Origin of the sequence: Hymenobacter canadensis (genome assembly GCF_027359925.1) — a bacterium.
In the GTDB taxonomy this organism is placed as follows: domain Bacteria; phylum Bacteroidota; class Bacteroidia; order Cytophagales; family Hymenobacteraceae; genus Hymenobacter; species Hymenobacter canadensis.
Genome location: NZ_CP114767.1, coordinates 3,832,501 through 3,851,644, shown reverse-complemented (window position 1 = coordinate 3,851,644; position 19,144 = coordinate 3,832,501). Strand labels below are relative to the sequence as shown.

Here is a 19,144-nt window from a genome sequence, read left to right as displayed (position 1 = left end):
CTACGGCTTCGCCTTCGCTCGGAATGACGTTCTGGTTACTGGCTCAGCTGCGGCCGGTACGACGCCAGCCCCTGCGCGGCCGATTTGCGCACCTTGTTCTGCAGAAACCCCGACCAGCCCAGCAGCCAGCCCACCGGCCCCAGCGCCTGCCTCGACCAGCGCCAGAAGCTGAACTCGTCATGGTGCGTGAGGATGAGGCCATCCTGGAACGTAAAGCGGGCGCGGATATGGTTGTGCACCGCCCGGCCGGTCTGCGAGAACGTGTAGCGGGCATCCCAGGTGGCGGCCCCGTGCTGGTCGTCGGCGCTGATGTCGTTATAGGCGAGGCGCAGGTCTTTGCCCCGCTCACAGAGCATGCGCCACATCTTCCCAACGTCGGCGCCCTGCAACTGAAACGCAGCATCCTCGAAGGTAGCTTGGGGGTGGTAGCAGGCGGCCATGGCGGCATGGTCACGGCGCTGGAAGGCCTGGTAGAAGCGGTGCAGAAGCTGTTCGTGCGGATGCATAGCTGGGTCAGGCAGGCAGCGCGTTGGTGCAGCGCGGCCCGCTGCCCAAAGCTGCACAAAAAACAGCGCCTCCGGCTGCCTGGAGAGCGGTGTTTTTTTATGGCAGTGCCACGAGCAGCCGGGCACACCGGCCCGCCACCATGGCCCGCACGACACACCGGCCCGCCCCTATCCGCCGGGTCACTAATTATTTTTCAACGCCCGCACGGCTCCAGGCAACCGTTGCGATGCGCCATCCATCTTTCCGGCCAGATGTTTCACTTTCAGCCTCGTGCGCTTATGAAAACCTTCCGTTACTTTTCCCTGACGATGCTGCTGGCGCTGGTGCTGCCGGCGCTGCTACTGGCCGCCCCCGGCCGCGAAGTGCGTGCGGTGGCCGCCTTCACCCAACTGGGTTTGTCTAATTCGGCCAAAGTGGTGTTGCGGCAGGGCAGCCCGCAGCGCGTGGAAGTGGAAGCTGCCACCGCCGATCTGGCCCGCATCGAAACCGTGGTGGAAGGCGGCCGCCTGCGCATCAGCACCAAGCAGCAAACCGGCAAAATGTGGTCGAGCGACAACCTCGAAGGCCCGGTGACGGTCTACGTGACCATGCCCGACATTGCAGAGCTGGGCGTGAGCGGTTCCGGCCAGATCAAAGCCGAAGAGGCCGTGAAGGTTTCCCGGCTGTCGTTGGCGGTCAGCGGCTCGGGCAGAATTCTGCTGCCCCAGCTCACAGCCAGCGAGTTGAAATCGGCGGTGTCGGGCTCGGGCGAAATACTGGTGGCCGGCCTCTGCCCGCAGCATGAGGCCCGCATCAGCGGCTCCGGCAACGTGCGCGCCTCCGAGCTGCGCACCGAAGCCAGCGCCATCCGCATCAGCGGCTCCGGCACCGGCCGCCTCTACGCCAGCCGCACGCTGGAAGCCAGCATTGCCGGCTCCGGCGACGTGTACGTGCGGGGCGGCGCCACCGTCAGCAGCAAGATTGCCGGCTCCGGCCGGGTGCGCAAGGAGTAGCGGACCAACCCGGAAAAACAGGCGGGGCCGACAACCGGTGCGCGGGAATATTCCCCCGTTACCCGGTCGTCGGCCCCGCCTGTTTTTCTGGCTGTGCCAGTCCGTCATTCCACCACTACTTTGTGCGTGGCGGTGCCGCTTTCAGTGGTGAGACGCAGCAGATAAACGCCGGTTGCCAGGTTGGGCAGCTGTAGTTGCACTTGCTGCTCGGCGGCACTCGGCAGGTCAGTCTGGTAGCAGAGGCGGCCGTGTATATCCAGCAGTTGCAGGATGCCCTTGCCGGGCTGCTGCTACTTGATGAGGATGCCGAAAGTGCCTTTGCTGGGGTTGGAGGCAACCAGCAGGCTCACCTGCCGGGCTGGCGCCCGCACGCTCAGGGGCCGGCCGCTGCCCTCCGAGCAGAAAAAACTGGCCGGCATTACTTGCCCACAGCAGTCAGGTCGCCCCAGCTGGCATCGGTGTCGAAGTTAAGGTGGCTTTTCAGGCGCACCAGCCCGGGCCGGTTGGCGGTGAAGTACGCCGGATCGTCCCCGAAATATCCTTGGTAATACTCGCCGTACAAACTTTGTGTTGGTGGCCCTCTGTTGGGGCGAATGCTCACGCAACTGGTAGTAGGCAACACGGCCGCCACAAATTTGCGCGCGCCTCTAGGCAGTTCGGGCCGCCGCCGCCGCATAGCCTTCCTACACGCCTTGGATGTGCAGGCCGGAAAATGCTTACTTGCGCCGACGCACCGTTTTCGGCTTCGGTGCAGCCCCTTCATCCTCCAATGGCGCACCACGCTACTCATCTACCTGCCTGCGCAAACTGCGGCTACTCGTTTCCGCCCGACGCTCCGGCGGAGTTCTGCCCGCGCTGCGGCCAGCAAAACCATGAGGTCAATATCTCCTTCGGCCACCTAGTAGAGGAAACCCTGGAAGGCCTTTTCCACTTCGATGGCAAAGTGTTTCGCACGGCAGGCCTGTTGCTGTTCCGGCCAGGCGTGCTCACGCGGCAGTTTCTGGAAGGCCGGCGCATGCCCTACGTGCCGCCGGTGCGGCTTTATGTGTTTCTGAGCTTCGTGTTCTTCCTGCTCCTTTCGTCGGCTACCAAGCCCGAGCACGGCCAGGAGCGGCCGATGCAGCTGTTCGCCCGGCGGGCCGCCAACCTCACGGAAAGCGCCAACGACTCTGCCCGGCAGCAGGAGCAGCAACTACTGCAAGCCATAGCGCAGGCCCCCACGCCCGCCCGCCGCGACAGTCTGCGGCGCCTCCTCGCCGATTCGGTGCGCCAGCGCCTGCGAGCCGGCCGGCAACCGGTACTGGCCTACTTGCCCGGCACCGCCCGTCCGGATTCGGCCGCCCCCGGGAATGCCGATACCGGCTTCAACGTTTCGGTGATGGGCGTGAAAATCAAGGAAGAAGAGGTGGCGAAGCTGCCCGAGGACATCACGCAGGCGCAGGTAGATTCCGTGCTGCGCAGCAAGGGCGCCACGCCCGGTTTCTGGAACCGGCTGGGCGTGAAGCGGACCGTACGCTGGCACCACGTCACGAGTGCCGAGGCCATGCACCAGATCCTGCGCGGCCTGTCGCTGCTCATTTTCCTGATTATGCCGCTGGCTGCGCTATTGCTCAAGGGCGTGTACTTCCGGCAGCACCGCCACTACATCAGCCACCTCATCTTCACGGTGCACGTGCACTGCTTTCTGTTCGTGTATTTCGGGGTGGCGCTGCTGCTCAGCAAGCTCAGCTTCATGGCCTGGGCCGAAGATTATGTACTGCTGATACCGGCCGTGTATTTTGTGGTGGCACTCCGCAACTTCTACCAGCAAAGCTGGCTGAAAACGGTGCTGAAATCCCTGCTCCTGGGCGGCAGCTACGGCTTTACGCTGAGCCTGGCCCTGATGCTGGTAGCGTTGGGCGGGCTGATTCTGTTTTAGCGCGGAGCCGGAAGTCAGCAAACTCAGCACGACCACCGCCCTACTACTTCCAGCTACGCCGCTACCAGTCGAACAGGCCGCGGCGGCCGGAGTTGCGGGGCTTGTCCTTGGCATTCGACTTGTCTTTACCGCCGCCGAATACGCCGTCGAGCAGGCCGGTTTTCTTCTCCTTGATCAGGATGTAGCGCACGGAGAAGGCCGTGGGAAAGCGGGCCCAGTCGTCGGAGCCGAACTCGATGCTGGGCTTGAAATCGGCAGAGATAACCAAACGCGTCAGGGCCACTTTGTACTCTACGCCCACGATGCCATCAACGCCCCCGAACGTGCCGGTATCCTTGTGGTTGCCAACGTGGCCGCCGGCCCCGAGGTAGTAGTTGAGGCTGGGCCCCAGAATCCCGAAGTGTCGCTCGGCCAGCACCGTGGCGCTTACCTCGCGGGTGCCGGCCAGCGCCAGCCCTTCGAGGGTAGCGCCGGGCAGAAACTTTTGCTGCACCGTGAGGCCGTATTGGCCGGGACTGAGGCGCAGGCCGGCCGCCGTGCGGTACTTCTGGGCAGCAACCGGACTGGCAGCTAGCAGAATTGCCCCCAGCAGGGGCAGCAGGCAGCGACGACGAAAGCGAAATAGCATAATCTTGTAACGAAGCGGAACGAACGGAGCCTGTTCTGTGGGCGTTGGAATGCGCAAGCTCCGTGCAAAGTACGGGCCACAGCGGCTAATTTGACGGCCAGCCGTGGCTGCTCAGCGTACATTGCCGTATTTTTAAGGCCAACTCATTCGCTTTCCTTCCGTGTACATTCACCAGGTGGCATCCTATCTGCCGGAGCAAGTCGTTACCAACGAGCATTTTACCAATCTCAACGGCCTCTCTGCCGACTGGATCATTGAGCGCACCGGCATTCGGGAACGGCGCAAGGCCGGCCCCGGCGAAAACACCAACACCATGGCCATTGAGGCCACCCGCCGCGTGCTGGCTCAGGCCCCGGCCTTTCCGGTAGCCGACCTCAACCTCATCGTGGGCGCCACCTACACCCCGCACGACACCATCTACACGCTGGCCCACGCCGTGCAGCGCGACCTGGGTATCAACGACATTCCGGTGGTGAGCATTTCGTCGGCGTGCTCGTCGCTGCTCAACGCCATTGAGATTGTGGAAGGCTACTTCGCCATGGGCAAGGCCAGCCGCGCCGTGGTGGTAGTGAGCGAGCACAACACCGCCTACAACAACGAGAGCGACACCGTGGCCGGCCACCTCTGGGGCGACGGCGCCTCAGCCCTGCTGCTCACCAAAGAGCGCCTCGCTCCTACCGACCTGCGTGTGGTAGAAGTGCTGACCGGTGGCGCCGCCGTGGCCGGCAAGGCCGACGAAGCCGTAACGCTGAAGCCCGTGGAGCGCGGCATTGTGATGCCCCACGGCCGCGACGTTTTCACCTACGCCTGCCAGTACATGGCCCGCGTGACCCGCCAGCTGCTAGAGCGCCAGCACCTGGGCCTCGACAGCCTCGACTACCTGATTCCGCACCAAGCCAACCTGCGCATCACCAAAAACGTGCTGCAGCAGTTGGGTTTGCCGCCCGAGCGGGCCGTGTCCAACATTGAACACCTGGGCAATACGGGTTGCGCCGGCGCCGCCATCGGCCTCGGCGACACCTGGCCGCTCCTGCAGCCTGGCAACCGGGTTATTATCACGGTATTCGGAGGCGGCTATTCCTTCGGGGCGATGCTGCTGGAGCGGTAATCGTCGCTACCAACTCATTCTCTTATGCTGCGCCGCCTGTCCTCTCTTGCGTTATGTCTGCTGGCTGCTAATGGGCTGGCGGCGCAGCAGCTCCCTTCTCCTGCCACCGAGTTTCAGGCCCAACGCACCTTGCTGGACCAGCACGGCATGCTGGTGCTGGGAGGCTGGGCTTTGGGCAATGTGGGCGTGAGCGGGGCCCGCTACTTCGCCACTGAAGGCCGCGAGAAATACTTCCATCAGATGAACGTGGGCTGGGGCGTGGTAAACCTAGCGCTGGCTGGCACCTCGCTGTGGGCCACGCGCCGCCCGCCCGCCGCCGCCACCGATCGGCCCACGCTGGTTCGCACCCAGCTACGCACCGAAAACCTGTACCTCTTCAACGCCGGCCTCGACGTGGCCTACCTGGCGACGGGTCTGTATCTGCGGGAGCGGGCCGCCTCCCGCCCCACCGTGCGCCGCCAGCAGCAGCTGCGCGGCTACGGCCAGTCGTTGCTGCTGCAGGGCGGCTTTCTGCTGGCATTCGATGGGCTGATGTTTGCGGCCCACCATCGCCACGCCTCCCGGAGCCTATATCCGCTGCTGAGTGGGCTGCAGATAGGGCCGGGCACGGTGGCCCTCACGCTGCCCATCCGCTGAAGCTGGCCGCTACTCGCCGGTCTGCACAAACGGCAGCGCGCCGGTGCGGCCGTCGGTATCGAGGTAGCGCAGCACGTACCAGCCGGCTTTCAGGCTTTCGGTAGGCACCGGCAGCAGGTTGAGGCCGGGCTGATACTCCAGAAACGTGGTGGCAACCCGCCGACCTACGGCATCATACAGTTCGGCCCGCACGCGCCCAGTGGTAGTGGCCGGGTATTGCAGCCGTAGCGGCCGGCCCGCCGTCGGGTTCGGAAACACGGCGGGTTGGCTGGCACTGGCGGCATCGGTGGTAGCCAGCACCGGGGCCGTAGCATCGAAGCTGCCATCGGGGCGGCGCAGGCGCAGGCGGTAGTAGCCCAGGCCGGTTTGGGGCTGCGCATCGAGGTAGGTGTAGGCAGCCGAGGCGGGCACGGCGGCCAAGGTCTGCCAGGTGGTGGTGTCGGTGCCTCGGGCTCGCTGCACCTCAAAACCGCTCAGAAAACATTCGGCGCGGGTGGCCCAGTTCAGCAGGATACCCGTGGGAGCTGCCGCCGCCGAAAAGGCCGTGAGCGGCGCCGGCAGCATAGGCGCCGGGCCGCAGCCCTGCGCCGCAAAGCTGCGCGTGCGCAGCACCAGCCTTCCGCCCGCAATGTCATCGGCGACCAGCGTGCGCGTGTTCTGGCCGCGCGCAACGGCAAAATGCATGATGGCCCGCGGCAGAATCACGTGCGAAAGCTGCTGCGCGTGCCCCAGCTCGTGCACCGCCACCGTCTCAAAATCCAGCTGCAGGCCCACGGCCGGCGCGGGCCCGAACTGCCAGTTGGTGGCGTCATCGAACTGCATATCGATTTCCTGCACGTAGAACACCAGCCGCCCGTCGGGCCGGAAGCAGCCGCGGTAGTAGCTGGTGGTGCGGCCCAGCACGTTCGCCGGTAGCTCGCCGCCCTGGTCGAAGCCGATGCTGTTCTCGCCGTCTTCGGCGGCTCCGCGGCTGGTGCGCAGCGGCGCGTCTGTGTCCCAGTTGATGCCGGTCTGGCAGCGCCAGGTGGCAAGGGCCCGGTTCCAGGCGGCGGCGGCAGCGGTGTTGGCGGCAAAGGCCGTTTCAAACCGGAAGCTGTAGCCGCCGCGGCCGTTCTGGCTGATATGGTTAGGCCGCACCAGCTGGTTGCCGGGCGTGCTCAGCACGTTGCTCACGGCGTAAGGCACCGTAAGCGAGGCGGCGCTGGTGGCCTGCAGCTGGTCGTTGGTCGTGACGCGCACCGGGCCGCTGCCGGCCGGGGCGGCGGGCTGGCCCAGGGCCGGCACCCGCACCACAATGCGCATATCGGTCCAGCTGACGTAGTCGGCATCCTGAGGCTTCACCAGTGAGGTGCCGCCATTGTCGGCATTACGAAACTCCACGAAACCGGCTCCTCGGGTCGCGCCAAACCCCGAGCCGGTCAGCGTGAGGACCGCGCCCGTTCCGGCCGGCAGCGTGGTGGGGCTCAGGCTGCTGACTACCGGGGCCTGCCCACGCGCCACTACGGGCGCTGCCAGCCGCTGCCGGGCGGCGGCCAGGGCGGCGTTGGGCTGCACCGCCTGCCGGGTCTGCCCTGTAGCAGCCGTCAGCCGCTGATAGAAGGCCTCGTTAATAGTCCCCAGCGGCTGAAACAGGTCGGCGACTGTAGCCGTGGCCAGGTCATAGGGCAGAAAACCCTGCTCACTGCCATACACGGCCCACGCCCCGGCCTCGGCGGCCGTGCCGGCGAAGGTGGCCGGCACCAGAAACAGCACGCCCTGCTCACCGGAGCGCAGTTGCAGCGTGTTGGTGAGTTGGTGGCGGTCGAAACCCACGGTGCCGCCCTCCGTCAGCACCGTTAGCTGGGTGGGGGCCGCGCCTTTCAGTGTGCTGAATACGCGCAGCTGGTGCGCCGTGTAGATGCGACGGTGGCCGGCGTCCCAGAAGCTCCGGGAGCTGAGCACTTCCGCCTCTACCACCAGTGGCACGGCGGCGGCCCGCGCCGCCAGGCTCAGGGGCAGCACCAGGCAGCGGGTTTCGGCGGGCTGCAGTTGGGCCTGCACTTCACTGGAAAAAGCCAGCGCCAACGCCAGCAACAGATGCGGAATATGCTTCATGAAGCAGCGTAATACAGCGGAGTTTCGGTAGCGCCTTCCGCCCGATGAGTGATGTACCTGATTAGAACAAACTCCCTTGCACTGCCTGCGGAATGATGCGCGGCGGATTGACGCCCAAACCCGTGAGCGTGTGCAGGCGGCCCAGGAAGTGCTGCGTCCAGAGGGGCGTGTGCATGATATCCTTCTGGTGCACGAAGAAATAAACGGTCTGCAGGCCCTGCTGCAGCCAACCCGCAATCCGCTCGGCCCAGTCGTCGGCGCGCTGGTAGTCGGAGGCAACCAAGCCGTGGCCGTTGAAGCGGATGAAGGCGGTGGGCGTGGTCAGGCGCATGTGCAGCACGTCGCGGCGGCCGGCTACGTCGCTTATCACCAGCGTTTTGCCCAGCGCTTCCAGCATAGCCGCCACGGCGGCAAACGCCACGGAATCGGCAAACCAGGCGGGATGGCGCAGCTCCACGGCCAGCGGCACCTCGGCCGGGAAGTCGAGCAAGTAGCGCTCCAGTCGGCTCAGGTGCTCGGGGCCGAAGGTGGGCGGCAGCTGCAGAAAGCACCAGCCCAGCCGATCCTCCAGCTCCACAATGGACCGGCAGAACGTGGTGGTCAGGTCGTCGACATTATATAAGGCCCGGTCGTGGCTGATGATCTGGGGCAGCTTGGGGCAGAAGCGGAAGCCCGGCGGCACGGCGTCGCGCCACTTGCGCACGGTGGGTGCCTCGGGGATGCGGTAGTGGGTGGTATTCAGCTCCAGGCTGTTGAACTGCCGGCCATAATGGTGCAGGTACTCAGCCTCGCGGATGCCGGCCGGAAAATAGGAGCCCAGCCAAGCCTTGTTGGTCCAGATGGGGCAGCCGACGTAGAGGCCGGGGCTATCCGAAGCCGGAACGCGGGCCAGCAGCGCGGCCGTATCGGGGTGGTCCGGGGGAAGCCGGAAATCAACGTAGCGTAGGTCTGAAAGGCGGCCGAAATCCATATGGCAACATACGGCAAAATGCCGCGCCGCGCCTAACTCCGGTTGCGGCCGTCAGCCGGATTTTTACCGGCCATTCGTAACGGGTTCATCTGCACTTATCTGGCTCCTGGCGGCCGGCTACACTCTTAGCAAAATTCCGGGACTTTTGCAACCAGGCCGGAAAGCCTTCCGACTCCTGATTGCCAATATTTTTCAACCGGCGCATAGTCTCATTTTACTACCGCCCTGGCAGACGTCCTATTATAATACAAAAACAGCCTTCAGGAAACACAAAAGACTATTTGATACTAATTGAGAGCAATAAATTAAATGCAAATTTTATATAAAAAGGACAATTTCAATCCCCTTAGGTGCGCTAAGTTACTTGGGAACCCGGCACTAGTTTGGCCAGCAATTCTAGATTTGTCGTGTTCACCAACGCAGAGTACTGATGACGTTTATTCTACGACTGAATACCACGGGCTGGCTGATGTCCCTCGTTCTGGTGCTGCTGACCAGCTTTGCACCGGCTAGCTACGCCCTCGGGCGTTCCGACGACGACAAAACGCCCGCCACTGCTTCCCGCCGCGCCACTGTGCTGCGGGGCCGCGCTTCGTGGTACGGTCGGGAGCACCAGGGCCACCGCACCAGCAATGGCGAGCGGTTTGACCGTAACCAGTATACCTGCGCCCACAAAACCCTGCCCTTCGGCACCCGCCTGCGCGTCACGAACCCCACCACCGGCCAAGCCGTGGTGGTGCGGGTTACCGACCGGGGCCCCTTCCGCCACCAGCGCATTCTGGACTTGGCCGAAATTGCGGCCCGCCCGCTGGGCATCGTGCAGCACGGCGCCGTGAGCGTAGTAGCCGAAGTAGTTCCGGCCACCACTCCCCTCGGCCCCACCGATGCCCCCGAGGATCTCGCGGCCCTGGCCGCCGACTCGGTTAACACCCTCACCGCCACCACCACCATCCTGCCCGGTACCACCGAGGCCGCCGACGTGGTGCTGGTGCCTGAGCCCAAGCCCACCTTCGTCGTGCAGGCCGGCACTTTCGGCGACGCCCGCAACGCCCAGGCCGTACTCGACAAGATTATGGCACTGGACCGCTCACTGGCCGTGACGATGGCCGCCGGCACCAAGGAAGGTAAACCTGTCAGCCGCGTGCTGGTAGGCGGCTTCCAGGACCGCGCCGAGGCCGACCGGGTGCGTCTGCGCCTGCAGGAATGGGGCATTGCCGGCCTAGTGCGGCAGAGCGAGAATCTGTAAAAATTATCTGCCTGATATAGAAGGAGAGCTGCCGGCACGTTGTGTGGGCAGCTCTTTTTTGTGCAACCTTTGGCCGACGTCTGGCCTCTTCCTGACGGTTCTATCTTCCTTTTTTATCTGTTTTCATCCAATGAAAAAACTATTCCTCCTCAGCCTGGGCTGTGCGCTGGCCTTGTCTGCTGTTGCCCAAACCGAGAAAGGCGCCCGCTACATCGGGGCCAATGTGGGCAACCTGAGCTATGGCCGCAACGACAAGAACAACAGCATCTCAGCTACCCTAACTCCTTCCGCAGGGGTGTTCGTGGGGAACAATTTCCTGTTAGGTACCGGCCTACCAATCAGCTACTCACGCAGTCATTTTGAAACCGGCTTTCAAAAAAGCACGCGCCGGAATGTAGAGGTAGGCCTAGTGCCATTTGCGCGCTATTACCTGCCGGGCGCAGGGGCACACCGCTTTTTCGGGCATTTGCAGGCAGGCATTGCACGTGGTAGCAACCGTTACCAGTCGGAAAATATGTACATAGCCTCCGGTGGTCAGGTGGTTGCCACCAAAGAAGATCAGCGCAGCAGTGATACTTCCACCATCTTCGGTGCTGGTCTAGGCTACAACTATTTCCTGACGCCGGGCGCAGCACTGGAAGTAATTGCCAGCTACAACCGGGCCGGCTACGGCGACTACGACAGCTACGGTGCCCTCAACGTATCGGCCGGCTTTGCGGTGTTCCTGCCCTCGAAAGGCACGGCTGCCCCCGCCAACTAACCGGAGCCTACTCTTTGAACAACGCGGCGCGCAAACCCCCAACGGTTTGCGCGCCGCGTTTTTTTGTCGGATGTTGTAGAACGAGACTATCCGGACTTCCTGCTATGCTGCGTATTATCAAACCTGTTCTGGCGCTGCTCGTCAGCGTTTCGCTGACGTGGGTGCTCAACACCCGGCAGGGCGACGTGCCGCCGTTCGGCAAGTTCCTGAGCCCGTTCCGTGGGTTCTGGCGCAACGCCGAACCCGCCGCAGCGCCCGCCGCCCGCCAGACGCTGCGCCTGCCGGGCCTGCGCCAGCCCGTGCAGGTGCGTTTCGACGACCGGCGCGTGCCCCACATCTTCGCCCAGAACGACCACGACCTGTACTATGCGCAGGGCTACCTCACGGCCCGCGACCGGCTCTGGCAGATGGACTTTCTGGCCCACGTGGCCAGCGGCCGGCTCGCCGAGATTGTGGGCCCGGCCCGGCTGGAAACCGACCGGTTTTTCCGGCGCATGGGCCTGCCATTCGGCGCGCGCCGCTCGCTGGACTCGGCCATGACCGACCCGGTGACCCGCCTCGTGCTGACCTCTTACGCCGACGGGGCCAACGCCTACATCGGCAGCCTCACGCCCCAGACGCTGCCCTTTGAGTACAAGCTGCTCGACTACGCGCCCGAGCCCTGGGAACCGCTGAAAAGTGCCCTGATTCTGAAATACATGGCCTTTGACCTGAGCGGCCGCTCCGACGACCTGCGCATGAGCAACGCGCTGGCCCGCTACGGCCCGGCTGTCATCAAGGACCTGTTTCCGGATTACCCAACGCAGGAAGAGCCCATTGTGCCCGTCGGCACCCCGCTCGACTTTACGCCCCTGCCGGTACCAGCCACGCCGCCAGGCTTTCTGGCGGCCATGTCGGGCAAGGTACCGCAGAATGAGCCCGACCCGGAACTAGGCTCCAACAACTTCGCGGTGAGCGGGGCGAAGTCGGCCTCGGGCTTCCCGCTGCTGGCCAACGACCCGCACCTGCAGCTCAACCTGCCCAGCATCTGGTACCAGGTGCAGCTGGCCGCCCCCGGCCTGAACGTGTACGGCGTGAGCATTCCGGGCACGCCCACGGTCATCATCGGCTTCAACGAGCAGGTGGCTTGGGGCGTGACCAACGTGGCCGCTGACGTGCTGGACTGGTACCAGCTGAAGTTCCGGGACAGCAGCCGGCGCGAGTATTGGCACGATGGCCGCTGGAAACCCATCCGGCGGGTGGTGGAGCGAATTACGGTGCGCGGCCAGCCCGACCGCCTCGACACCGTGCTCTACACCCACCACGGCCCCATCGTGTACGACCGGCCGGAGAAGCCCTTCCTTGCCGGCCAGGCCCCCGTGGCCCACGCCATGCGCTGGACCGCCCACGACGCCGCCAACGAGTATCAGACCTTTTACCGCCTCAACCGGGCCCGCAACTACCAGGACTACACGGCCGCGCTCAGCACCTATGGCTCGCCGGCCCAGAACTTCATTTTTGCCAGCGCCGAAAAGGATATTGCCATCTGGCCCAACGGCCGCTTCCCGCTGAAATGGCGCGAGCAGGGCAAGTTCATCCTCGATGGCACCGACCCGGCCTACGACTGGCAGGGCTGGATTCCGGCCGAGCAGAATCCGCACGTGCTGAACCCGCCGCGGCAGTTTGTGTCGTCGGCCAATCAGTTTTCCACTGGCCCCGACTATCCTTACTACCTCAACTGGAACTACGGCGACGGCAGCTACGACCGCGCCCACCGCATCAACGAGCGGCTGGCCGGCATGCGCCGGGTTACGCCCGACAGCCTGCGGATGCTGCAAAACGACAACCTCAGCGTGACGGCCCAGCTGCTCCTGCCCCGCCTGCTACAGCTGGCCGCCGGCCCCGCCAACGCCGACACGCTGGTAGCAGCCGCCTCGCCCGAGGCCCGTGTGCTGGCCGAGCTGCGCCGCTGGAACTACCACTACACCGCCGACGCTCTGGCGCCCAGTGTGTATGAGCTGTGGTACGGCAACCTCGTCAAACGCATCTGGTCCGATGATTTCGGGCTGAAAGCCACCGGCCTGGAAATGCGTATGCCCGCCCGCGACCGAACCAAAACGCTCATCCTACGCGAAGCCGGCAGCCGCTGGATCGACGACCAACGCACGCCGCAGCGCGAGACGCTGCCGCAGCTGGTGCGCCGCAGCCTGCGCTTCGCCACCGACTCTTTGACGCGCAAATATGGCCCGCCGGGCCCGCGCTGGGCTTGGAAGAATCAGAAAAGTACCGACATCCTGCACATGCTCCAGATTCCCGGCTTCGGGCACATGGACCTGGACTGCGGCGGCGGCGCGGGCATTGTGAATGCCACCACCGAGCGCAACGGCCCTTCGTGGCGCATGGTGGTGGCGCTGGGGCCGCGCGTGAAGGCCTACGGCGTGTTTCCGGGCGGGCAGAGCGGCAACCCCGGCTCCGTCGCCTACGACGATATGCTGGAAACCTGGCGCGTGGGCCAGCTCAACGAGCTGATCTTCCTGCGCTCGGCCACCGAACCCAACCCGCGCGTCCGGACTGCCTGGACGCTGGAGCGCTGAGGCGTTATCTTCGCTGATCCACTTTACTGCTATGTCGTTGCTATCCGCTACTGCTTCCCGCTGCCTGCTGCTGACAGGTCTGCTAACCACGCTGCCGCTGTTGCCCCTGCTGGCGCAGAAGCAGCATGCTACCAGCCGGTCGTTGCCCGCCGCCCCTGCTGATGAGCCAATCTATGAAACGCATCAGGTGGAGATATGGCCGGAGTATGCGTCGGGCCTTTTTGCCCTCAAACAATCCCTCAAGAGCGCCCGGCTGCCCGCTGAAGTACACGAGGGGCGCATCCGGGGCGCTGTGTATGTCGGCTTTGTAGTGCGCTCCGATGGGCACCTGACCGACATCAGCGTGCTCCGCGGCCTGAGTCCGGGCACCGACGCCGAGGCGTTGCGCCTGATAAAGGCCATGCCACCCTGGCGCCCCGCCCGCCGCCTGGATCAAGCGGTGGCAGTGCGTCATTCAGTGCCGGTGGTTTTCGAAAACCCATCTGGGAAAACGCCGAATACGCCCGCCGCTGGCACCATCACGGAGGATGCCAGCATATCCAAAGCATACACTTTTGTAGAGCAGATGCCGGTGTTTCCGGGCGGCATGGACAGTCTGCGGGCTTATATTCAGCAGCAGGTGAAATACCCGGCGCTGGCCCTGCGCGAGAAAATAGAAGGCCGCGTGTTTGTCCGGTTCGTCGTGAGTACCGATGGCAGCATCCGCGAAGTGCAGGTGCAGAAAGGTCTTGGGTCCGGTTGCGACGAGGAAGCCTTACGCGTAATCAAGAGCCTGCCGCGCTTCGAGCCAGGTAAGCAGAACGGCCGGGCAGTACCGGTCTACTACACCGTCCCGGTCGTGTTTAGCCTCACCCCGCCCCGCTCTTCTGACCTGATGGATTTGCCGGCATATACGCCTGTGTCCCCGCAGCCCGAACCGGCGAAAGTGTACACCTATGTGGAGCAGATGCCAACCCTTAGTGGCTCGGCCAGCCGCACCAGCCTGGGCGCCGCGGTGCAGCAGGCGTTGGTGCTGCCTCCCGAAGTGCGCGAAGGCCGCACGGAAGGCACCGTGTTCCTGCATTTCGTGGTGCAGCCCACTGGCACCATTTCCGACCTGAAAGTGGTACGCAGCCTCTGCCCCACCTGCGACGAAGCCGCGCTGGCCGCCGTGCGGGCGTTGCCGTCGTTTGAGCCGGGCCGGCAAAACGGGCAGGCGGTAGCCGTGCAGCTTACCGTTCCCGTGCCGCTGCTCGGGCCCAATCATGTGTTCGAAGGCGGCCAGGTAGCCACGCCGGCCAGCTTCCCCGGCGGCGGCCCGGCCCTGCGCCAGTACCTCAGCAAAGAGCTGAAGGAGCCGAAAGTGCTGAAGCAGGAAAACCTGCGCAGCGCCGTAGAAGTACGCTTCGTGGTGCAAGCTGACGGCAGTATCGGCGCTGCCGAAATCATACGCCCCCTGTGCCGCAGCTGCGACGAGGAGGCCCTGCGCCTAGTGCGCGCCATGCCCCGCTGGACGCCTGCCCGCAACGCCGCCAACCAGCCCGTATCAGTCCGGCAGCAGGTCATCATTCCGATGCCAGCCGCTGAATTGCCCCCTCGCGGCCGCACTGGCAAAACCAGATTCTACCAACGCCCCAGCCAGGTACTACCCGGCCGCATCCCGGCCAATGTTCCTGCTACTGCCGTTGCGCTCCGCTAATCCTCCTGGCTCCCTCCCACCGCAATTCCCTTTCTCTGCATGAAATCTGCGCTGCTCCTGTTCCTGCTGATTCTGGTGCTGGCCACTGTGGCTCAGCTTTTCCTGACGTGGTGGGTGATTACGCCGCTGTGCGTGGGGCTAGCCTTCTTCTCGGCAACTACGGCCGGTCAGGCATTTGTCGCCGGCTTTCTGGGCATCGGGCTGGGGTGGCTGGGGCTGGCCGGCTGGCTCAGCCTGCAGAACCACCACTTGCTGGCGCATCGGGTGGCGCAACTGCTGCCGCTGGGCGGCTCAGCAGTTGCGCTGGTGCTAGTCACGGCTCTGATTGGCGGGCTGGTAGGCGGACTGGCGGCCCTGGCCGGTAGTTGGCTCCGCCAAGCCCTGAAGGCCCGCCGGGTTGCCTGAACCGAAACGGACACCGGAAGTTCGGCTGCGCTCCGCCCCAATGCGGCACCGTATGCAACTTAACTCCGGCTGGCGTGTTAAATAAGCTCCTCTGCCGGTGGCTGATTAGGCAGATGGACTTGCCTGAAGAGGCAGGCAGCCTATGTTGTACCTGTTCGTTACCTGTTGAGCTTTCTACTGTTGATTCGTCGTTGGGCAACCATATGGCTGCCCGCCCCTGTGTTGTTGCTGGGCATGCTGAATAGCTGCGAACCGCCGCAGTCAAAAGCACCTGTTCCCCCGGCCGCAACGGCTCGCTCCCGAGGCCTCACCACCCGCCTCGACTCGCTACGCGCCGACTCCATTTCCCGCGCCGGTGGTCAGCTGCCCGGTGCCATCCTGCCCGATAACCGTATTGTGGCTTTCTACGGCAACCCGCTGCACAAAGCAATGGGCATTCTGGGCGCCTTACCCAAAGACGAGATGCTGCAGCGCCTGCAGCAACAGGCCGCCCAGTGGCAGCAAGCCGATTCGCTGCCCGTGCGCCGCGCGTTGCACATGACGGCCATCATCGCGCAGCGCGACTCCGGGGCCGACGGCATGTATCGGCGGTCGTTGCCGGATAGCACGATCCGGCGCGTCATCCGCTGGGGCCAGGAACATAAGGCGCTGGTGTTTCTGGATGTGCAGGTGGGCCTGAGCACCCTGCCGCAGGAGTTACCGCTGCTGGAGAAATACCTGCGCCTGCCGTTCGTACACCTCGGCATCGATCCAGAATTCTCGATGAAATCAGGGCGGCGGCCAGGTACGGAGGTCGGAGAGTTCGATGCGCGCGACATCAACTACGCTCGGCAGTTTCTGGCCCGAGTGGTGAGCGAAAACAAGCTTCCGCCCAAAGTGCTGGTCGTGCACCGCTTCCGCCAGGATATGGTCACGAACTACCAGCAGATCCGGCTCGATCCGCGCGTCCAGATAGTAATGCACATGGATGGCTGGGGCACCCCCAGCGTGAAGCGCAGTTCCTACCAGAAGTTTATCCGCCGGGAACCAGTAGAATATGCCGGCTTCAAAATTTTCTACCGCAACGACAGCCGCCCAAATTCGCGTCTGATGACCCCGCAGGAGGTAGTAGGCCTCACACCCACCCCGCTCTATATTCAATACCAGTAAGTTAAGCAAAGCCAGCACCCAGCCAGCTGGCTGCGTATTCAACTACCCAGCACCGTTCGCCCCACAATAAATACCGCCTCGGAGTACAGTAGCTGCCCACGGAAAACGTAACTTTCGGCAACTACCTTCCTCCTTTTTAGCTTTTCAGTGCGGTATTTTTCTTCCCTCAGCTTCGGGCGCACTTCGCTTGGCCTAGCCCTTTCCCTCACCACGTTGCCCGGTTGCGGCTCCCGCTCCGGCACCGACTCCGAGAACCCAGCAGCTGTAGCCGATACCACCACGCAGCCAGTGGTGGTAGATACGGTGCAGCTAAAGCTGCAGGCCATGCGCCGCGACTCACTTTTGGCCGACTCCATTGCGAAGAAAAGTGGGCAGCTTCCCGGCGCTATTCTGCCCGGCAAGCGCATTGTGGCTTTCTATGGTAACATCCGCTCGAAAGGGATGGGCATTCTGGGCCGGGAGCCTAAGGAGCAAATGTTCCGCAAGTTTGAGAAAGTAATAGCGGAATGGCGTGCCGCCGACCCTAGCCGAGGCGTGCAGCCAGCGTTGCACAATGTCACCATTACAGCCCAAGGCACCCCCGGTAAAGACGGCAAATGGCGCCTGATGAATTCCAAAGCCACCATTGAAGAGGTGATTAGTTGGGCCAAAGAGCACAACTGCATCTTGTTCCTAGACGTGCAGCCTGGCCATAGCACCTTGCAGGCTGAACTACCTAAACTGGAGCAATACCTGAAAGACCCCATCATTCATCTAGGAATTGACCCCGAGTTTTCGCTGTCTACTATGCCCGGCGTGCGACCCAATCAGCGCATCGGCACCCTAGACGCCAAAGACGTGAATTTTACCGTGAACTTCTTAGCCCGCATTGTGAGCGAGAACAAGCTGCCGCCCAAAGTGCTGACGGTTCATCGCTTCACCCGGAAGATGATTACCAACTATAAAAACATCAAACTTGACCCGCGAGTGCAGATTGTAATGCACATGGACGGCCACGGCGACCCAATTCTCAAAAAGGATTCATATAAGGACTACATAGTGGCGGAACCAGTGCAGTACACAGGCTTTAAACTATTCTACGAATACGATGCCCGGCCGAAGCCCCACCATATCATGACTCCGGCGGAAGTTATTGCTCTCGAGCCCTCTCCGCTGTACGTTCAGTACCAATAACCGTTAGATAACCGTCAGGTTGATACAAACAAAAAGCGCGGCCTCACAGCCGCGCTTTTTGTTTGTATCAACCTGACGGTTATCTATCGTAGACTGCGCAATAACCGTTTTTCGCGCACCCCAGAAGCTGGCACACTAGGCTCATAAGGTAGCAGTGTCACATTTTGAACGCCTGCCCCACGCACTTGCACCTCTTCGTTAACATATCCAGCATAGCTGAACAGCACAACAGTATGCCCAGCCGCCAGCGGTAGTTGGTAGTTGCCCTGCGAATCTGTAGTGACTCCATAAGGGCTTCCTTTCCACAGTATAGTAGCCCCTGCTAATGGTTTGCCCACCTCATTCAGTACACGTCCACGTACTAGGGAAGTTGAAACGGCCTCTGTAGGCTCACTAAAACCACTTCCACGACTGACAGCTTTGCTAAAACCCGTAGAGCTGAAGCATATGAACAGCACCAGTACAGGGTAGCGAAAACTACCACGGACAGCATTTGAGCACCAATTGGAATTAAAAGAGTACAGCATGACAGAAAAACAAACAACCCAGAAGTCATAAATGAACATCCATGTTCGGCCAAGATTATACATTACACAACGCTGCGAAAGCGCATTGCATAAAGCAAACTTGGGTCGTGAATGTGAAATACCGTTTATACTTTACAATAATACGTAATTATTACTATTCTAGTAATATTTTGAATATTTATTTCAAGCAATCTATATAAAAACACTTATACTGTATTTCAAGTAATGCATCAGGTTTATGCAATAAGTATGCAGTTGCAAGGTGTGCATAAACGCAAAACGCCCCCGCACGATGAAGTGCGGGGGCGCTGGGGTGACCCGTGCGGGTCAAAACAGTAAGGTTGGCGGCGACCGACTCTCCCACCGATGAAGGCAGTACCATAGGCGCTCCGGGGCTTAACGACTCTGTTCGGAATGGGAAGAGGTGAACACCCGGGCTAAAGCCACCATTACTGGTGCGGCAGCTCTGTGTTCGAGGCGAGCTGCCAACAAAACCGTTGACGTAAGGACAAAAGAGAAAAACATCGAAGTTTCGAGCATTGTCAAGCAAAGCGTTCGAGTCCTTAGTACGGCTCGGCTGTGGCATTTCGGCCTCTACACCTACCGCCTATCTACGTCGTGGTCTACGACGACTCTTCCTATATAGGATATCTCATCTTCAGGTGAGTTTCGCACTTAGATGCTTTCAGCGCTTATCTCATCCCAGCGTCGCTACCCGGCGCTGCAACTGGCGTCACAACCGGTGCACGAGCGGCTGGTCCAACTCGGTCCTCTCGTACT

The 19,144-nt window shown here is 62.5% G+C and carries 19 protein-coding genes and 2 rRNA genes (1 of these 21 cut by a window edge); 11 read left to right on the top strand and 10 right to left on the bottom strand.

The features are described 5' to 3' along the window. Positions 1-35: 35 nt before the first annotated feature. A complete protein-coding gene (locus O3303_RS16510) occupies positions 36-506 on the bottom strand; it encodes a nuclear transport factor 2 family protein (protein ID WP_269559479.1) in 471 nt (156 codons plus the stop codon). 279 nt (positions 507-785) lie between these two features. Here O3303_RS16510 and O3303_RS16505 point away from each other — a divergent pair, with 279 nt between their 5' ends. Next, positions 786-1,499 (top strand): head GIN domain-containing protein, encoded by a 714-nt coding sequence (locus O3303_RS16505; RefSeq protein WP_269559478.1) that lies wholly within the window; start codon positions 786-788, stop codon positions 1,497-1,499. 104 nt (positions 1,500-1,603) lie between these two features. Here the strand turns inward: O3303_RS16505 and O3303_RS16500 are convergent, their stop codons facing one another. The 3 genes from O3303_RS16500 to O3303_RS16490 all read right to left on the bottom strand — a co-directional run bounded on the left by O3303_RS16500 (position 1,604) and on the right by O3303_RS16490 (position 2,061). Next, positions 1,604-1,723: a T9SS type A sorting domain-containing protein gene (locus O3303_RS16500; protein ID WP_269561925.1), complete on the bottom strand. Its 120-nt coding sequence runs from the start codon at positions 1,721-1,723 to the stop codon at positions 1,604-1,606. 66 nt (positions 1,724-1,789) lie between these two features. After that, complete coding sequence (locus O3303_RS16495) at positions 1,790-1,918, bottom strand: hypothetical protein (protein WP_269559477.1); 129 nt, start codon at positions 1,916-1,918, stop codon at positions 1,790-1,792. After that, on the bottom strand, positions 1,918-2,061 hold the full coding sequence (locus O3303_RS16490; RefSeq protein ID WP_269559476.1) for a hypothetical protein: 144 nt from the start codon (positions 2,059-2,061) through the stop codon (positions 1,918-1,920). The genes O3303_RS16495 and O3303_RS16490 overlap by 1 nt, the downstream gene beginning before the upstream one ends. Before the next feature lie 207 nt (positions 2,062-2,268). Between O3303_RS16490 and O3303_RS16485 the strand changes: the two genes are divergently transcribed. Next, positions 2,269-3,417 carry a DUF3667 domain-containing protein gene (locus O3303_RS16485; protein WP_269559475.1) on the top strand — a complete coding sequence of 383 codons (1,149 nt, stop codon included), beginning with the start codon at positions 2,269-2,271 and terminating at the stop codon, positions 3,415-3,417. Positions 3,418-3,478: 61 nt separating this feature from the next. Here the strand turns inward: O3303_RS16485 and O3303_RS16480 are convergent, their stop codons facing one another. Continuing rightward, on the bottom strand, positions 3,479-4,045 hold the full coding sequence (locus O3303_RS16480; RefSeq protein ID WP_269559474.1) for a hypothetical protein: 567 nt from the start codon (positions 4,043-4,045) through the stop codon (positions 3,479-3,481). A 160-nt stretch (positions 4,046-4,205) separates the two neighbouring features. Between O3303_RS16480 and O3303_RS16475 the strand changes: the two genes are divergently transcribed. Further along, a complete protein-coding gene (locus tag O3303_RS16475; RefSeq protein WP_269559473.1) occupies positions 4,206-5,153 on the top strand; it encodes a 3-oxoacyl-ACP synthase III family protein in 948 nt (315 codons plus the stop codon). Positions 5,154-5,177: 24 nt separating this feature from the next. Continuing rightward, positions 5,178-5,789 carry a DUF6992 family protein gene (locus tag O3303_RS16470; RefSeq protein WP_269559472.1) on the top strand — a complete coding sequence of 204 codons (612 nt, stop codon included), beginning with the start codon at positions 5,178-5,180 and terminating at the stop codon, positions 5,787-5,789. A gap of 9 nt (positions 5,790-5,798) precedes the next feature. On the opposite strand, the gene O3303_RS16465 is transcribed toward O3303_RS16470, so the two are convergent. Beyond that, a complete protein-coding gene (locus O3303_RS16465; protein ID WP_269559471.1) occupies positions 5,799-7,883 on the bottom strand; it encodes a matrixin family metalloprotease in 2,085 nt (694 codons plus the stop codon). A gap of 61 nt (positions 7,884-7,944) precedes the next feature. Then, positions 7,945-8,853: a DUF72 domain-containing protein gene (locus O3303_RS16460; RefSeq protein WP_269559470.1), complete on the bottom strand. Its 909-nt coding sequence runs from the start codon at positions 8,851-8,853 to the stop codon at positions 7,945-7,947. A 469-nt stretch (positions 8,854-9,322) separates the two neighbouring features. Here O3303_RS16460 and O3303_RS16455 point away from each other — a divergent pair, with 469 nt between their 5' ends. The 7 genes from O3303_RS16455 to O3303_RS16425 all read left to right on the top strand — a co-directional run bounded on the left by O3303_RS16455 (position 9,323) and on the right by O3303_RS16425 (position 17,837). Beyond that, on the top strand, positions 9,323-10,099 hold the full coding sequence (locus O3303_RS16455; protein WP_269559469.1) for a septal ring lytic transglycosylase RlpA family protein: 777 nt from the start codon (positions 9,323-9,325) through the stop codon (positions 10,097-10,099). Positions 10,100-10,142: 43 nt separating this feature from the next. Next, entirely contained in the window at positions 10,143-10,859 is a 717-nt protein-coding gene (locus tag O3303_RS16450; RefSeq protein ID WP_269559468.1) for an outer membrane beta-barrel protein, read from the top strand. Positions 10,860-10,963: 104 nt separating this feature from the next. Further along, on the top strand, positions 10,964-13,432 hold the full coding sequence (locus O3303_RS16445; RefSeq protein ID WP_269559467.1) for a penicillin acylase family protein: 2,469 nt from the start codon (positions 10,964-10,966) through the stop codon (positions 13,430-13,432). A 31-nt stretch (positions 13,433-13,463) separates the two neighbouring features. Beyond that, entirely contained in the window at positions 13,464-15,110 is a 1,647-nt protein-coding gene (locus O3303_RS16440) for a TonB family protein (protein ID WP_269559466.1), read from the top strand. Between the two features lie 39 nt (positions 15,111-15,149). After that, positions 15,150-15,515: a hypothetical protein gene (locus O3303_RS16435; protein ID WP_269559465.1), complete on the top strand. Its 366-nt coding sequence runs from the start codon at positions 15,150-15,152 to the stop codon at positions 15,513-15,515. Between the two features lie 234 nt (positions 15,516-15,749). Next, the gene (locus O3303_RS16430) at positions 15,750-16,664 is read left to right on the top strand and encodes a hypothetical protein (protein ID WP_269559464.1); all 915 of its coding nucleotides are present in this window, start codon (positions 15,750-15,752) and stop codon (positions 16,662-16,664) included. 324 nt (positions 16,665-16,988) lie between these two features. Further along, the gene (locus O3303_RS16425) at positions 16,989-17,837 is read left to right on the top strand and encodes a hypothetical protein (RefSeq protein WP_269559463.1); all 849 of its coding nucleotides are present in this window, start codon (positions 16,989-16,991) and stop codon (positions 17,835-17,837) included. A gap of 83 nt (positions 17,838-17,920) precedes the next feature. On the opposite strand, the gene O3303_RS21980 is transcribed toward O3303_RS16425, so the two are convergent. The 3 genes from O3303_RS21980 to O3303_RS16415 all read right to left on the bottom strand — a co-directional run. Next, positions 17,921-18,364 (bottom strand): carboxypeptidase-like regulatory domain-containing protein, encoded by a 444-nt coding sequence (locus O3303_RS21980; protein WP_350356621.1) that lies wholly within the window; start codon positions 18,362-18,364, stop codon positions 17,921-17,923. A 339-nt stretch (positions 18,365-18,703) separates the two neighbouring features. After that, positions 18,704-18,815 (bottom strand): 5S ribosomal RNA (gene rrf, locus O3303_RS16420). A 92-nt stretch (positions 18,816-18,907) separates the two neighbouring features. Next, positions 18,908-19,144 (bottom strand): 23S ribosomal RNA (locus O3303_RS16415); it runs 2,673 nt beyond the window's last position.

What these genes read in the sequence shown, in the direction of transcription:
- O3303_RS21980 (WP_350356621.1), bottom strand. Translation starts at nt 18,364, where the DNA reads ATGCTGTACTCTTTTAATTCCAATTGGTGCTCAAATGCTGTCCGTGGT.
- O3303_RS16470 (WP_269559472.1), top strand. Translation starts at nt 5,178, where the DNA reads ATGCTGCGCCGCCTGTCCTCTCTTGCGTTATGTCTGCTGGCTGCTAAT.
- O3303_RS16485 (WP_269559475.1), top strand. Translation starts at nt 2,269, where the DNA reads ATGGCGCACCACGCTACTCATCTACCTGCCTGCGCAAACTGCGGCTAC.
- O3303_RS16480 (WP_269559474.1), bottom strand. Translation starts at nt 4,045, where the DNA reads ATGCTATTTCGCTTTCGTCGTCGCTGCCTGCTGCCCCTGCTGGGGGCA.
- O3303_RS16435 (WP_269559465.1), top strand. Translation starts at nt 15,150, where the DNA reads ATGAAATCTGCGCTGCTCCTGTTCCTGCTGATTCTGGTGCTGGCCACT.
- O3303_RS16425 (WP_269559463.1), top strand. Translation starts at nt 16,989, where the DNA reads ATGCGCCGCGACTCACTTTTGGCCGACTCCATTGCGAAGAAAAGTGGG.
- O3303_RS16430 (WP_269559464.1), top strand. Translation starts at nt 15,750, where the DNA reads ATGCTGAATAGCTGCGAACCGCCGCAGTCAAAAGCACCTGTTCCCCCG.
- O3303_RS16505 (WP_269559478.1), top strand. Translation starts at nt 786, where the DNA reads ATGAAAACCTTCCGTTACTTTTCCCTGACGATGCTGCTGGCGCTGGTG.
- O3303_RS16460 (WP_269559470.1), bottom strand. Translation starts at nt 8,853, where the DNA reads ATGGATTTCGGCCGCCTTTCAGACCTACGCTACGTTGATTTCCGGCTT.
- O3303_RS16495 (WP_269559477.1), bottom strand. Translation starts at nt 1,918, where the DNA reads ATGCCGGCCAGTTTTTTCTGCTCGGAGGGCAGCGGCCGGCCCCTGAGC.
- O3303_RS16455 (WP_269559469.1), top strand. Translation starts at nt 9,323, where the DNA reads ATGTCCCTCGTTCTGGTGCTGCTGACCAGCTTTGCACCGGCTAGCTAC.
- O3303_RS16440 (WP_269559466.1), top strand. Translation starts at nt 13,464, where the DNA reads ATGTCGTTGCTATCCGCTACTGCTTCCCGCTGCCTGCTGCTGACAGGT.
- O3303_RS16445 (WP_269559467.1), top strand. Translation starts at nt 10,964, where the DNA reads ATGCTGCGTATTATCAAACCTGTTCTGGCGCTGCTCGTCAGCGTTTCG.
- O3303_RS16510 (WP_269559479.1), bottom strand. Translation starts at nt 506, where the DNA reads ATGCATCCGCACGAACAGCTTCTGCACCGCTTCTACCAGGCCTTCCAG.
- O3303_RS16465 (WP_269559471.1), bottom strand. Translation starts at nt 7,883, where the DNA reads ATGAAGCATATTCCGCATCTGTTGCTGGCGTTGGCGCTGGCTTTTTCC.